At 75.3% G+C, this 13,304-nt stretch carries 11 protein-coding genes; 3 read left to right on the top strand and 8 right to left on the bottom strand.

Annotation, left to right across the window (positions count from 1 at the left end):
• From PSR1_RS15635 to PSR1_RS15625, 3 genes are all read right to left on the bottom strand, one after another.
• The coding region (locus PSR1_RS15635) for a hypothetical protein (RefSeq protein WP_202813228.1) at window positions 1-495 on the bottom strand (495 nt) is incomplete at its 3' end.
• Window positions 496-647: 152 nt separating this feature from the next.
• Window positions 648-3,869 carry an MXAN_5808 family serine peptidase gene (locus tag PSR1_RS15630; RefSeq protein WP_059438422.1) on the bottom strand — a complete coding sequence of 1,074 codons (3,222 nt, stop codon included), beginning with the start codon at window positions 3,867-3,869 and terminating at the stop codon, window positions 648-650.
• 168 nt (window positions 3,870-4,037) lie between these two features.
• Window positions 4,038-4,574, bottom strand: coding sequence for a hypothetical protein (locus tag PSR1_RS15625; protein ID WP_059438421.1), 537 nt, complete (start codon window positions 4,572-4,574; stop codon window positions 4,038-4,040).
• 81 nt (window positions 4,575-4,655) lie between these two features.
• Between PSR1_RS15625 and PSR1_RS15620 the strand changes: the two genes are divergently transcribed.
• Window positions 4,656-5,276 carry a helix-turn-helix transcriptional regulator gene (locus PSR1_RS15620; RefSeq protein ID WP_059438420.1) on the top strand — a complete coding sequence of 207 codons (621 nt, stop codon included), beginning with the start codon at window positions 4,656-4,658 and terminating at the stop codon, window positions 5,274-5,276.
• Between the two features lie 34 nt (window positions 5,277-5,310).
• A complete protein-coding gene (locus PSR1_RS15615) occupies window positions 5,311-6,672 on the top strand; it encodes a glutamate--cysteine ligase (protein ID WP_059438419.1) in 1,362 nt (453 codons plus the stop codon).
• A 12-nt stretch (window positions 6,673-6,684) separates the two neighbouring features.
• Here PSR1_RS15615 and PSR1_RS15610 read toward each other — a convergent pair whose 3' ends face one another.
• Genes PSR1_RS15610 through dusB form a run of 3 tightly spaced genes read right to left on the bottom strand, consistent with a single transcriptional unit; the run spans window position 6,685 to window position 9,036 of the window.
• Complete coding sequence (locus PSR1_RS15610) at window positions 6,685-7,560, bottom strand: ZIP family metal transporter (RefSeq protein WP_059438418.1); 876 nt, start codon at window positions 7,558-7,560, stop codon at window positions 6,685-6,687.
• Complete coding sequence (locus PSR1_RS15605; protein WP_059438417.1) at window positions 7,557-7,943, bottom strand: helix-turn-helix domain-containing protein; 387 nt, start codon at window positions 7,941-7,943, stop codon at window positions 7,557-7,559. Before PSR1_RS15605 ends, PSR1_RS15610 begins: the two co-directional genes overlap by 4 nt.
• 43 nt (window positions 7,944-7,986) lie before the next feature.
• The gene (gene dusB / locus PSR1_RS15600) at window positions 7,987-9,036 is read right to left on the bottom strand and encodes a tRNA dihydrouridine synthase DusB (RefSeq protein ID WP_059438416.1); all 1,050 of its coding nucleotides are present in this window, start codon (window positions 9,034-9,036) and stop codon (window positions 7,987-7,989) included.
• 414 nt (window positions 9,037-9,450) lie between these two features.
• Here dusB and PSR1_RS15595 point away from each other — a divergent pair, with 414 nt between their 5' ends.
• Complete coding sequence (locus PSR1_RS15595) at window positions 9,451-11,169, top strand: lytic transglycosylase domain-containing protein (RefSeq protein WP_059438415.1); 1,719 nt, start codon at window positions 9,451-9,453, stop codon at window positions 11,167-11,169.
• A 25-nt stretch (window positions 11,170-11,194) separates the two neighbouring features.
• Here the strand turns inward: PSR1_RS15595 and PSR1_RS15590 are convergent, their stop codons facing one another.
• Window positions 11,195-12,484 (bottom strand): ABC transporter permease, encoded by a 1,290-nt coding sequence (locus PSR1_RS15590; protein ID WP_059438414.1) that lies wholly within the window; start codon window positions 12,482-12,484, stop codon window positions 11,195-11,197.
• Complete coding sequence (locus tag PSR1_RS15585) at window positions 12,481-13,149, bottom strand: ABC transporter ATP-binding protein (protein ID WP_059438413.1); 669 nt, start codon at window positions 13,147-13,149, stop codon at window positions 12,481-12,483. Before PSR1_RS15585 ends, PSR1_RS15590 begins: the two co-directional genes overlap by 4 nt.
• Between the last annotated feature and the right edge of the window lie 155 nt (window positions 13,150-13,304).

Genomic DNA, 13,304 nt, shown 5'->3' with positions numbered 1-13,304 from the left:
CGAGGTGCGGGAGCGCGGCGACGGGAGCGGCGCCGGCCCGTAGATCCGCGGCGAGTGGAACACGAGCGCCAGGCCCCGCTCGCCCCGCGGCAGGAGGCCCGCCTGCAGCGTGAACGCGGGCCCGGCGGAGATCCGCCCGGCCAGCTCGGCGAAGCCCTCGCGGAACGCGATCCGGACGTCCTCCAGCCCGAGCGCGCCCAGGCCGGCGCGGGCCAGGGCCGCCTCGACCGGCGCGGGCGTGAGCGCCACGCGCAGCTCGACGAGGTCCGTGAGCCGGCTCCGGAACTGCGCCGCGCCGGCGCCCGCGTCGAACGGGAAGTGGACGTCCGGGACGCGGAGCGTGAGGCACTCGAGCGTGAGCCCCGGCGCCAGCTCGCGATCCGCGAGCCGCACCGAGGCGCCGCCGCGCTCGAGCCGCAGCTCGAAGCCGGTCCCGGACCCCGCCCCGGGCTCCGAGGAGTGGGCGGGGGCGGGCTGCTGTCTCACCTCCGCCATGGGGGCGGAATTCTACCGGAGGGGGCCCGCCCCGGCGAATAGACGACGCGGGTGGGACCCGGGAGCAGGTTCCCCGCGGCGCGGTCCGGCATGGAAAGACGAGGGCCCCGGCCGCAGGAGCGGTCGGGGCCCTGGAGCGGCGGCGGGGCTGGCTACTGGCCGGTGGTCCGCTGCGCCTGCCCGCGCCCGGCCTCGGCCGCGACCTCCGGCGGCGTGCGGCGGAACACCACCACGCTCCGGCGGCTCTGGAACTCGTCGTCCTCGCGGGCGAACACGGTGACCACGTTGTTGCCGGGCTTGAGCGGCAGGTCGGCGCTGAAGTCCATCTTCGAGGAGGTGGCCGTGTCCGGCTGGACCTTGAAGAAGACCTTCTGGTCGTTCACGAACACGAACACGTCCCGCAGGCGGGCGGTCGGATCGGCCGAGGGCGGCACGCTGGCCGAGCCCTGCAGCTTGAAGGTGGTGCCGTCCACCACCGGCGCGCCCTTCAGCGGGTCGGGCGTGAGCGCGATGCGCGGCGGCTCGCGCTGCCACACCTCGGCCACGGCGCCGCTCCGCGCGGTCCCGGCCGCCTTCAGCGGCTTCACCTCGCCCTCGGCGGCGAACGCGTAGCGCCCCTTCTGCCACTCCACCCGGTAGAACTCGCCGAAGCGGGCGTCCACCGGCAGCACCGCGCCCTTGCGCGCGGCCGCGATGACCGGGGCCGTGGCGCTCGCGCCGGTGCGGAGCTGGGCGTCCGCGACCTCGACGCGCACCGCGCCGTGCGCGGCGGTGCGGGCCGGCTCGTCGGTCGCCACCGGCAGGTCGAGCTTCTCGGAGACGTACTCGTCCATCTTCTCGTCCACGATGGTGACGCGGACGGGCGAGGTGTCGCTCTTCGAGCCGCGGCGGAGCTCGACCTCCATGGTGGCGGTCTTCACCTCGCCCGGCTTGAGCGCGCCGATCACCTCGCGCCCCTTCTTGATGAAGAGCTTCTCGTCGCCGAGGTTCTTCAGCAGGACGTAGGTCTTGTCGCCCGAGACGCCCGGGCCGGCGTTGCGCACGTCCACCCGGAGGTTGAACGTCTCGCCGCGCTGCGGGAGCCCGTCGCCGTTGCCGCCCTTGGCGTCGTCCACCTGGGCGCTGAACGCGAACACCGGCTTCTGCACCTCGGTGACCGCCACCGCGGTGGTGACGTCCGGCGGCGCCTTGCCGCCCTCGTCCTCGAAGTGGAGCGTCACCTCGTCGCGGCGGGTGTCCATGCCCTTCGGCAGCTTCACCGGCGCCGTCCAGGTGCGCTTCTCGCCCGGGCGCACCGAGCCGAACACGAACTCGCGGCGGTCGAGCAGCCCGTTCTTCTCCGCGGTGGTCCAGGCGCGGAGGCGGCGGAACGGCCCGTCGCCGCGGTTCTCGACCGTGACCGTCCACGGCATCGTCTCGCCGGCGCGCAGCTCCTTGCCCGGCGGCGGCGACACCGTCACCACCGCGCGCGGGTGGCCGCGGCCGGCCTGGCCGTCGGACCAGTCCACCCCCAGCTCGGCGAGGCGCTTCTGCAGGCGCGCCTCCTCCTGCTGGTGGCGCTCGGCCACGAGCGCCTTGGCGGCGTCGAGCTGGCGGGCGCGATCCGGGTAGGGCGCGCGGCGCAGCAGGTCCTTGGCGAAGCGGACCTGGTAGTCCTCGACGAAGCGGTCCGGATCGGCGTCCGCGTCCTCGTCCTCCTGCTGCTCCGGCGTCAGCTCCGTCACGTCGCCGTGCGGGGAGGCCTCGGCCGCGGCGTCCTTCCTGAGCTGCTTCGCGACCAGGTCCTCCTTCTCGTCGAGCAGGTAACGGAGCTCGAGCGGCGGCTTCTCCTGGCGCTTCTTGCGCGCCTCGGCGCGGGCGGCCTCGGGGACGGTGCGGTCGGCCGGGTTGGTGAGGTGCCGGTCGAGGTCGGCCTCGCCCATCGAGCGCGGCGGGGCGAAGTAGTTGACCTGCTCCTTCAGCGCGCGGCCCGGCAGCAGCAGCACGTCCGGCGTGATGCCCACCTCCTGGATGGAGACGTCACCCGGGGTGAGGTACTGCGCGATGGTGAGCTTGAGCGCGGCCTCGTCGGCGGGGCGGCTCGGGTCGCTGAAGTCGTAGAGCACCTGCACCGAGCCCTTGCCGAAGCTCTGGCGGCCGATCACCAGCGCGCGCCCGTTGTTCTTGAGCGCGCCGGCGACGATCTCGCTGGCCGACGCGGTGCTGTTGTTGACGATGACGACGATGGGCAGGCCGGTGAGATCGGACGGCTCGGCGCTCGCCTCCTTCACCTCGTGGATCTGCTGCTTGTCGCCCTCGCCCACGGTCTTCACGATGACGCCGTCGGAGAGGAACAGGTCGGACACCGAGATGGCCTGGTCGAGCAGGCCGCCCGGGTTGCCGCGCAGGTCGAGCACCAGGCCCTGCAGCTTGCCGCCGGCCTGCGCGCGCTGCTGCTGGAGCGCCTGCACCAGGTCGCGGGTGCTGTTGGTGGAGAACTGGGTGAGCTTGATGTAGCCGACGTTGCCGTCGAGCAGCTGCGCCTGCGGCACCGTCTCGATGCTGATCACCTCGCGGGTGAGCACCAGGCGCCGCGGCTCCTGGTTCGGCCGCTGCAGCGTGATCGCCACCTTGCTCTGCGGCCGGCCGCGCAGGCGGTCCACCGCGTCCTGCAGGTCCATGTTGACGGTGGACTGCTCCTCGATGCGCGCGATGACGTCCTTCGGCTTCACCCCGGCGCGCTGCGCCGGCGTGTTGCGGAGCACCCGGACCACGGTCAGGTTGCTGTCGCGCATCGCCACCACGAACCCGAGCCCGCCGAACTCGCCGCGGGTCTGGAGCTTCATCTCCTTGAACGACTTCGGGTCGAACAGGACGGTGTGCGGGTCGAGCGTCTGGAGCAGGCCGTTCACCGCGGCGTACTCGATCTCGCGCAGGTCCTTGTGGGCGACGAGGTGCTGCTGGATGAAGCCCATCGCCTCGCCGAGGACGGTGCGGATCTCCCAGATGCTCTTCACGCCGGAGATGTCGAGCTCGCGGGAGGCGCTGCCCACGGTGAGCGTGAGCTTGGGCGACTTCTCGTCGCCCTGCACCATCACCTCGGCGACGGTCTTCTCCACCGCCTCGAGCGCCGCGACCACCATGCCCTTCGGGTCCACGCGGCCCGGGTCCACGTAGTTGTCCTTCACCTGGAGGATCACCCTCGACAGGATGGGCAGCCGCTCGAGCTGGTAGTCGCCGTTGCCGCCGGCGCGCGCCGGCACCGGCGCGGCGCCCTTGAACGCGACCGCCGGCGGGGGCGCCTCGGGCTCGGCGCGGACGAAGCGGGCCGTGACGCCGAGCGCGAGCGCGAGCGAGGCCGCCAGGGTGGCGAACAGCCGGAAGGGGCGGATCATGGGGCGCCTGGGCAGGGAGGGTAGGGCAGGCAAGCGGAAAACCTACGTATCGTGGGAGGATAGGTTGCAGCAGGATCCCGCGCAAGCAGATCGGGCCGGCCCGGGTCCCACCGGGATCCAACCGGCGGGGCCCGGAATCATGCCCGGGGCGCCCCTCGCCGGGCGTCGTCAGCGGTCCTCGTCGTCGTGCTCGGCCTCGCGGTGAACGCGCGCGGCGCCCACGCCCGGGATTGCCTCGGCGGGCGCACCGCGGGGGAGGTACGCGCTCGCCGCCCCGTGGCGGTACACGAGCTCACCCCCCGCCTGCCCGGCCGACACCGCCAGCGCGGCCACGCCGAGCGTCCCCGCCACCACCACAGCGGCCACCGCCGTCGCGGCGGCGGCCGGCACCACCAGCACCGCGGCGCTGACCGCGAGCACCGCGCCGGCCGCCCACACGAACACCTCCGCGCGCTCCTCGTGCGCCTCGATGAGCTTCTCCGAGATCACCGTCTCGGCCTGCTTCTCGTCGCGCTCGCCGAGCTGCATGGCCAGCGCGCCGCCCCCGACCAGGATGGCCTGGAGCGCCACCACCACCGCGAAGGCGCGCCGGGGGAGGGCGCCGCGCCAGAGCGCGAGGGCGAGCCCGGCGGCGACGAGCGGCACCACCATGGCCAGACCGAGGGGGACGTGGACGATGGCGGGGTGCAGGGGTAGGGTCGACATGGCGTGCGGGCTCCTCAGGTCGGCGGGTTCGGGCCGACGCGCCCAACCTGTCCGGCCCCCCGGCCGGCCGCCATCCGACGGATGACACACGTGGAAAACCAGAGCGCATCCGCGGGGCTGCGCGGCGCACATGCGGCGGACGCCGACGCGCCCAGGCCGTGGGTGCTCGCCGTTCCCTCGGCCATCCTGGGCCTGGTGACGGTGCTGGTGGGGCTCGACGTCGCCTCCGACGCCCGGGCGGGCGGGTCCCCCGGGCACATCGCGCTCGAGGTCGCGATCATGGCGGTGGCGCTCGCCGGGGCGGTGGCGCTGTGGGCGCAGCTCGCCCTCGCCCGGCGCCGCACCCGGGCGCTGCAGCGCGACCTGGTGCGCGCCGAGGCCGACCTGGCCCGCTTCCGCGCCGAGTCGCAGGAGCACCTGCGCGGCCTGGCCGCCGCCATCGACCACCAGTTCGATCGCTGGGGCCTCTCGTCGGCGGAGCGCGAGGTGGCGCTGCTCCTGCTGAAGGGGCTCGCGCACAAGGACGTGGCGGACCTGCGGCGGACGAGCGAGCGCACCGTGCGGCAGCAGGCGCTCGCCGTGTACCGCAAGGCGGGCCTCGCCGGCCGGGCCGAGCTGTCCGCGTTCTTCCTCGAGGACCTGCTCCAGCCCGCCGCGCCCGCGCCCGCGGACGCACGCCCGGTGAGCGGCGAGACGAGGTAGCGCCACCGGCGGGGCGCGGGTACATTCCGCCCGCATGTCGCTCGACGCTCGTGTGCAGGACAGCCCGCCGGTGCGCGGGATCGACGATCTCGCCGGCTGGTTCGCGGCGCGCGAGCGGCCGCGCGCGGACTGGAAGGTCGGCCTCGAGCACGAGAAGTTCGCGCTCGCCGCGGGCACGCTCGACCCCATCCCGTACGACGGGCCGCGCGGCGTGGCGGCGGTGCTGCGCGCGTTCTCGCGCTACGGCTACGAGCCGTTCGAGGAGGACGGGCGGATCATCGCCTCGCAGTGCCAGGGGCTCACCGTCTCCATCGAGCCGGGCGGGCAGATCGAGCTGTCCGGGCGGCCGTTCGCCGACGTGCACGTGGTCGCGGCCGAGCTGGACCGGCACCTCCAGAAGTGCCGCGAGATCGCGGGCGACCTCGGCCTCGAGTTCCTCGCCGCCGGCTACCGGCCCTGGGGCACCCCCGCGACCTCGCCCTGGATGCCGAAGAACCGCTACGCGGTGATGCGCCCGTACCTGGCCGCGCGCGGGCGGCTCGGGCCGGACATGATGGCCATGACCGCCTCGGCCCAGGCGTCCTTCGACTTCTCCGGCCCGCGCGACATGGCCGAGAAGCTCCGGGTGGCGCTGGCGGTGCAGCCCGCGGTGGCGGCGCTGTTCGCGAACTCACCCATCGTGAACGGCCGGCCCGCGGGCTGGAAGTCGTACCGCGTGGCGGTGTGGGAGGAGACCGAGCCCACCCGCGCCGGCCTGCTCGGCTTCGCGTTCGAGCCCGGGTTCGACGACGACCCCTACCGCCGCTACGCGGAGTGGGCGCTCGACGTGCCCATGATCTTCTTCCGCCGGGACGGCGGCTACGTCGATCCCGGCGGGCGGACGTTCCGGCAGTTCCTCGCGGACGGCATCGCGGGCGAGCGCCCCACGCTCGTGGACTGGGAGGACCACCTCACCACCCTGTTCCCCGAGGTGCGGGTGAAGGGCGTGGTGGAGGTGCGCGCCGCCGACGCCTGCGACGCCGCCATGACGAAGGCGCTGGTCGCGTTCTGGAAGGGGCTGCTCTACGACCGCGAGGCGCGGGCCTGGGCCTGGGACCTGGTGCGCGGCCTGTCGGTGGCCGAGCGGCGGGCGCTCATGATCGGCGCCGGCCGCGAGGGGCTCGAGGCGACGCTGCCCGACGGCCGCACGCTCGCGGACGTGGCCGGCACGCTGCTCGACGCCGCCGGGAACGGCCTCTGCCGCCAGCACTGCTGCGGGCAGCGGGGCGAGGACGAGCGCGTGTGGCTCGCGCCGCTCCGCGAGCGCGCCGCCTCCGGCCGGTCCCCGGCCGACGACGCGCTCGACGCGTTCCGCCGCGGCGATCGCGCGCTGGCGGAGCACCTGCGGATCGCCTGACGCCGCCGCGCGTCAGTGCGCGTGGTTCAGCAGGCGCAGGCCCCACATCACGGCGAGCCCGAACAGCAGCGCGCCGGAGAGGACCCACTTCGAGCCGCCGCGGCGGTGGAGGTCGGGGAGGATGTCCGAGAGCGACAGGTGCAGGAACGTGCCCGCGCTCGCGGCGAGCGCGGCGGCGGTGAAGGTCTCGACCCGCACCAGCTCGCGCAGCACCAGGTAGATCCCGGCGCCCACCGGCACCATCAGCGCGAACGCCGCGTTCATCGCGAGCGCCCGCCCGCGCGAGTAGCCCTCGGCGCGCAGGATGGCGGACAGCGAGAACGAGTTCGGGATCTTGTGCGCGAGGATGGCGAGGAACACGAGCAGCCCGAGCTCGGCGTGGCCGCTCGCGGCGCCGAGCGCGAACCCGTCCACCAGCGTGTGCGCGCTCATCCCCACGAAGGCGGCGAGCCCGAGGGTGGTGTGGACGGCGCAGCCGGTGCCGTCCTCCTCCAGCGCGACCGCGCCGTCCGCGGCGACGTGCGCGTGGCCGGGGTGGTGAGGGTGGTGGTGCGCGTGCCCGCCGGCGTCGATCCCGGCCGGGAGCGGGGCGGCCTGCGAGAGCCGCGCGTTCGGGCCCGGCTCGGCGCAGACGTGCACGAGCACGAAGCGCTCGAGCAGGAACAGCAGCAGGAACCCGACCAGCACGAACGGCAGAATCCCCGCGCCGCTCTCCTCCACCGCCTCGGGCAGCATGTGGAAGAACGCGGCGCCGAGCATGACGCCGGCGGAGAACGACAGGCCCACGTCGGAGCGCCCGACGCGCCCGATGAGCGGCAGCGAGCCGCCGGTGAGCGCGCCCACCAGGATGGCGGCGGTGTACAGGGCGAGGGACTGCGTCTGGGTCATGGTTCGTCCAGGCCGAGCGCGCGCATGCGGCGGGCCAGCGTACCGCGGTCGATGCCGAGCGCCTCCGCGGCGACGGAGCGCACGCCCCGGGCCCGGGCCAGCGCGCCCGAGATGAGCGGGCGCTCGACCTCGCGCATCACCGCGTCGTAGAGACCGGTCGCGGGCTGGCCGTGGAGCCGGTCGAAGAACGCGTCCACCCGCTGGCGCAGCTCCTCGTCGAGCGCGCACGGCCGCGTGATGCGGCCGTCCACCAGCGCGAACGCCTCGCGCGCGAGCCGGGCGCGGCCGTCCGGGATCGAGCGCACCTCGACGACCTCCAGCCGCGCCGCCTCGCAGGCGCGCCGGAGCGCGTCGGGCGCGCCCTCGAGGAGCAGCGCCTTCACCGGGCCGATCCCCGGGGCCGGCCGCCGTGCGGTCCGCGCGTCCTCACTCACCGTCCTCGTCCGAGCCGCGGTAGCCAGGGTCGAGCTCGAAGCTGTCACCGCCCTGCGGGAAGTGGCGCTCGAGCAGCGCGGCCACGTCGGCCGCGGTCACCAGCGCGGCGGCGTCGCGGCGGAAGTGCACGCCGCCGCGGCGGCCCCGCGTGTACCAGAGCAGGTGCTTGCGCAGCTCGCGGATGGCGTGGCGCTCCGAGGCGTCGGCGGGCTCGCCGGGCGCCATGCGGGCGCGGTGCTCCACCTGCAGGCGCACGTGCTCGACGACCGTGCCCACCCACTCGTCGCGGCCGGGCGGCGGGGGCGGCGGCCGGCCCGCCTCGAGGGCCTTCAGCTCGCGGAAGATCCACGGGTTGCCGCAGGCGCCGCGCGCCACCAGCACCGCGTCGCAGCCGGTCTCGGCGCGCATGCGCACCGCGTCCGCCGCGGTCCACACGTCGCCCGAGCCGAGCACCGGGATCGCCACCGCCTGCTTCACCGCGCGCACCAGCTCCCAGCGCGCCTTGCCGGAGTAGAGCTGGCTGCGGGTGCGCCCGTGCAGCGCCACCGCCGCCGCGCCGCCGGCCTCGGCCGCGCGCGCGACGTCCACGCAGTTCACCTCGCCCTCGTCCCAGCCGGCGCGGATCTTCACCGTGACCGGCACCGGGACGGCGGCGCGGATGGCGCGGACCGCCTCCTCGACCCTGCGCGGATCGCGCCCCATGGCCGCGCCGGCGCCGCTGCCGCAGACCTTCTTCACCGGGCAGGCCATGTTGACGTCGATCATGCCGGCGCCCGCCTGGACCGCGACCACCGCCCCGCGCGCGAGCACCTCCGGCTCCGAGGCGAAGATCTGCACGGCGAACGGGTCCTCGTCGGGCTCGCGGTCGAGGTAGCTCGAGGTCTGCAGCGCGCCGTGCATCAGGCCGTGCGCCGAGACCATCTCGGTGTACGCGAAGCTCGCGCCCATGCGCCGGCAGATGGCGCGGAACGGGCGATCCGACACGCCGGCCAGCGGGGCGAGGAAGTAGCGACCGGGGAACTGGTAGGGGCCGATCTGCATGGGCTGCGCGTGCGTCGAGCGGGGTGGGGGGTGTAGCACGGACCGATTTCGGTGGGGAACGCCGGAATGCCCCGGGCCGCCGCCGGTTCCAGGGGCCGTGCCGGAGCGACCGTGGCCGGGTGCTTTAGCGGCGAGGCCCCCTGCGCGCACCCGCGCGGATGGCCGCCGAAGGGGCCTGACGCCGCCGCGAGGGCGGTGCACAGGCTTCCGGCGATCGGGGTGGTCGGGTATACGGGCGACCGGCGGCCAGGCGAGGCGGCGGTCCCCCGAAGCGAGGAGGACGGTCGGCCGCAGTGCGAGCATGCAGCAGATCCCCCGGGCGCCCGATTTGGCGCGGCCTCCGGGCCCCGGTACGATGTGGCATCCGAACGGCCGGCCGACGGACCGGCCCCCCGCAGCAGAAGTCGAGGAGCGATGAGGCAGATCCGCACGACCTTCCTTGCCGTTAGCGTGCTCGCCCTGGCCGGGCCGGGCAGCGCCCAGGGCCCCGTGTCGAGGGGCGCAACCGTCGAGGCCGCCGCCCAGGCCCTGCCCGCCGCCGACGTCCCGGAGGCGCAGATCGTCGCCCCGCCGAAGCCGGCGCAGCGCCGCCAGGAGCCGTCGGTGGACGACGTGATCGCGAACGCGGACGCGCCCGACGAGCCGGCCATCGCGGAGGAGATCGAGCAGGAGTCGGCCGAGCTCGAGGACCTGCGCCAGGCCGAGGAGGCCTCGCGGGTGCAGGACGCCGGCGAGGGCCGCCGCACGGTGGGGGCCGACGGGCTCGGGCTCGAGTCCCCCATTCGCGACCGGGTGGAGGGCGCGCTGGGCCGCGACGCCACGCCGCGGGGCGAGGGCGCCGGGCGGATCCCGCTGCTCCCCGAGATCGACCACGACCTCGCCACGCTCCAGGCCGAGTACGACATCCCCATCGACGTGAACGAGGCGGTGGTCGCGTACGTCCGCTTCTTCCAGTCGCCCAGCGTCCGCGCCCACTTCGTGAAGTGGCTCGGGCGCTCGCACCGCTACATGGAGCGGTACCGCAAGATCCTGAAGGAGGAGGGGCTGCCCGAGGATACGGTGTTCCTCGCCATGATCGAGAGCGGCTTCGGCAACTTCGCGTACAGCCGCGCGAAGGCGTCCGGCCCCTGGCAGTTCATCGCCGCCACCGGCAAGAGCTACGGCCTGAAGCAGGACTTCTGGGTGGACGAGCGGCGCGATCCGGAGCGCTCCGCCCGCGCCGCCGCGCGCTTCCTGAAGCGGCTGCGCGAGCAGACCGGCGACTGGCGGCTGGCGTGGGCCGGGTACAACGCCGGCGCCGGGCGCATCCTCGCCGCGCAGAAGAAGGGCTACGACGACTTCTGGGCGATGGCGGACGTCCCGGGCAAGAAGGTGCTCCGCGCCGAGACCAAGGGCTACGTGCCGAAGCTGATGGCCGCCGCCATCATCACCAAGCACCACGAGGCGTTCGGGTTCCGGCAGGACGAGATCGAGCGGCAGGCGTGGACGGACTACGAGGAGGTGGACGTCCCCGACGCCACGCTGCTCACCGTCATCGCGCGCGCCGCCGGCGTCTCCGAGAAGGAGATCATCGACCTCAACCCCGAGCTGCGCCGCGCCTGCACGCCGCCGCGCCCGTACAAGATCAAGATCCCCGCCGAGCGCGCCCAGGCGTTCGCCGAGGCGTGGCCGGCGCTCCGCGCCAGGACCCGCCTCACCTTCGCCGGGCACGTGGTCCGCCGCGGCGACAGCATCGGCCGGATCGCGCAGCGCTACGGCGTGCCGGCCCAGGGCATCCTGGAGATGAACGGCCTGAAGAACGCGCGGAAGCTGCGCGTCGGCACGGAGCTGATCATCCCGCGGCCGGCCGCCGGCGTGGCCGTGGCCGCGCGCGCGCCGGAGCCCGAGTCGCGCCGCACGGCCGCCGCCGAGCGCGCCGCCCCGGCCCCGGTGCGGACCGCCTCCGCCGCGGCGCCCGCCGCGAAGCCCGCGCACCAGACGCTCCGCGTCCGCGCCGGCGACACGCTCTGGTCCATCGCCCAGCGGTTCGGCGTCGAGCTCCAGGACCTGTGCCGCTGGAACGGGATCAAGAACCCGCGCAGCCACAAGCTGATGGTGGGCGCGATGATCGTGGTGCGGCCCGGGCGCGGGTAGGCAGGGCGCGAGGGCGCAGCCCTCGTCACGACAGCGTTCTGGCCGGGTCGATCCGGGCCGCGAACGCCGCCGGCGCGAGCGCGCCCAGCACCGCGGCGGCGGCGGGCACCGCCACGCCGAGCACGACGAGCCAGGGCGGCAGCGCGAAGAACGTGTCCGGGCGGAACGGGAAGTCGGGGAGCGCGCGCGCCGCGGCCGCGTCGGCGATCCGGGCCGCGACCACCGCGAGCGCGGTGCCGACCGCGCCGCCCACCAGCCCCACCAGCGCCGCCTCCGCGAGCACCACCGCCCGCACGTCGGCGGGCGCCGCGCCGACCGCCTCCAGCACCGCGATCTCCCGCGTGCGGCCGCGCACGCTCGCCGAGAGGGACTGCGCGATGGCGAGCGCCGCGAGCGCGCACATGACTCCGGCGAGCAGCGCCAGCGCGCCGGTGGTGACCGCCACCACCGTGCCGACGCGCTCCGCCGCCGAGCGCTCGCCCTCGTCCACCGAGAAGCCCATGCGCCGCACCGCCGCCATGATCGCCGGCACGTCGTCGGGCCGCCGCGCGAGCAGCGTCACCTGCGTGTAGCCCGCGTCCGGCTTGCCGTACTCGCGGTGCAGCCGCCGGACGGTGTCGAGCGGCATCGCCAGCATGTAGAGCGGCACGCGGTCGGAGAGCCCGGCCAGCTCCAGCCGCGCCTCGTACACGCGGTCCTCGGTCTTCTGCGGCACGATCGAGAAGCCCACCCGCACCGGGAGCTGCAGCCCCACGATGGACAGCCCCGGCGGCAGCCTCCGCACGTTCCAGGCCGGCGCGATGGTCTTGTCGTAGACCTCGAGGAGCCGCCGCGAGAGCAGCACCGGGATCGGGCCGCCGCCCGGGCCCGGGTCCGCGAACGCGCGCCCCGCCCGCACGTCGGCCTGCACCAGCCCGGGCGCCACGCCCACCACCGGGATCTGGAGCGTCATCCCGGGCGGCCAGTTGTAGTCGAGCCCGGTGGGCGGGCGCGACGCGGCCACCGGCACGCGCAGCGAGAGGCGCGGCCAGGCCTGCTCGACGCCGGGGAGCCGGCCGAGTCGCGCCACCGCCGCGTCGTCGAGCCGGCCGCCGCCGAGGACCCCGCCCAGCGCCACGCCGGCCGGGATCACCTCCACCAGCCGCGCGTCCGCCGGGAACATGCGCCGGGCCGCCTGCGAGACGCCCATCCCGAGCGCCAGGATGAACACGAGCGCCGCGGCGCCCACGCAGGCGGCGGTCGCGTTCAGCAGCGCGCCCTTGCGGTCGGCGCGCAGGTTCGCCCGGGCGATCCAGAAGACGCCGCGCGCGCTCACCGGAGCCTCCCCTCCTCGAGGTGGAGCACCCGCGAGGCCGCCTCGGACACGCGCTCCTCGTGCGTCACCACCAGCACGGTCATCCCGCCGGCGGCCATCCGCTGGAACAGCTGGATGATGCCCTCGCCGCTCACCGCGTCGAGGTTGCCGGTCGGCTCGTCCGCGAGGAGCACCTGCGGGCGCGCCAGCAGGGCCCGCGCGATGGCCACCCGCTGGCGCTCGCCGCCGGAGAGGTGCGCCGGCGTGGCGCGCGCCTTGTCGGCGAGCCCCACCGCCGCGAGCGCCTCGGCGGCGCGGGCGCGCACCGCGGCCGTGCCCTCGGCGCCGTCGCGGCGGAGCATGCCCGGCAGCATCACGTTCTCGAGCGCCGACATGCCCGCGAGCAGGTTGAAGGACTGGAACACGAAGCCCACGGCGCGGTTGCGCAGCTCGGCCCGGGCGCGGGGCGAGAGCCCGGCGAGGCGGGTGCCGGCGACCTCCACCTCGCCCGCGAAGTCGCGGTCGAGCGCGCCGGCGACGTAGAGCAGGGTGGACTTGCCCGAGCCCGACGGCCCCACGATCGCGACCAGCTCGCCCGGCCGCACCTCGAGGTCGATGCCGCGCAGCACCGGCACCGGGCGGTCGCCGTCGCGGAACGCCTTGGTGACGCCGGCGAGCCGGATCACGGGCGGACCTCCGGCGCGGACGGGAGCACCTCCACCTCCGCGGCCAGCACCAGCGCCCCCTCCGCGAGCTGCGCGCGGAGCGACACCGCCGAGAGGCGCGCGGCCGGCTCCAGGAACCGGTCCACCACCGACCGGACCACGAACCCGGACGGCCC

It is taken from the genome of Anaeromyxobacter sp. PSR-1 (genome assembly GCF_000964525.1).
Taxonomy (GTDB): Bacteria; Myxococcota; Myxococcia; order Myxococcales; family Anaeromyxobacteraceae; genus Anaeromyxobacter.
The sequence above is the reverse complement of the archived record's forward strand: the minus strand, read 5'-3'. Positions and strand labels throughout refer to the sequence as shown.

What these genes read in the sequence shown, in the direction of transcription:
- PSR1_RS15630 (WP_059438422.1), bottom strand. Translation starts at nt 3,869, where the DNA reads ATGATCCGCCCCTTCCGGCTGTTCGCCACCCTGGCGGCCTCGCTCGCG.
- dusB (WP_059438416.1), bottom strand. Translation starts at nt 9,036, where the DNA reads ATGCAGATCGGCCCCTACCAGTTCCCCGGTCGCTACTTCCTCGCCCCG.
- PSR1_RS15625 (WP_059438421.1), bottom strand. Translation starts at nt 4,574, where the DNA reads ATGTCGACCCTACCCCTGCACCCCGCCATCGTCCACGTCCCCCTCGGT.
- PSR1_RS15610 (WP_059438418.1), bottom strand. Translation starts at nt 7,560, where the DNA reads ATGACCCAGACGCAGTCCCTCGCCCTGTACACCGCCGCCATCCTGGTG.
- PSR1_RS15615 (WP_059438419.1), top strand. Translation starts at nt 5,311, where the DNA reads ATGTCGCTCGACGCTCGTGTGCAGGACAGCCCGCCGGTGCGCGGGATC.
- PSR1_RS15620 (WP_059438420.1), top strand. Translation starts at nt 4,656, where the DNA reads ATGACACACGTGGAAAACCAGAGCGCATCCGCGGGGCTGCGCGGCGCA.
- PSR1_RS15595 (WP_059438415.1), top strand. Translation starts at nt 9,451, where the DNA reads ATGAGGCAGATCCGCACGACCTTCCTTGCCGTTAGCGTGCTCGCCCTG.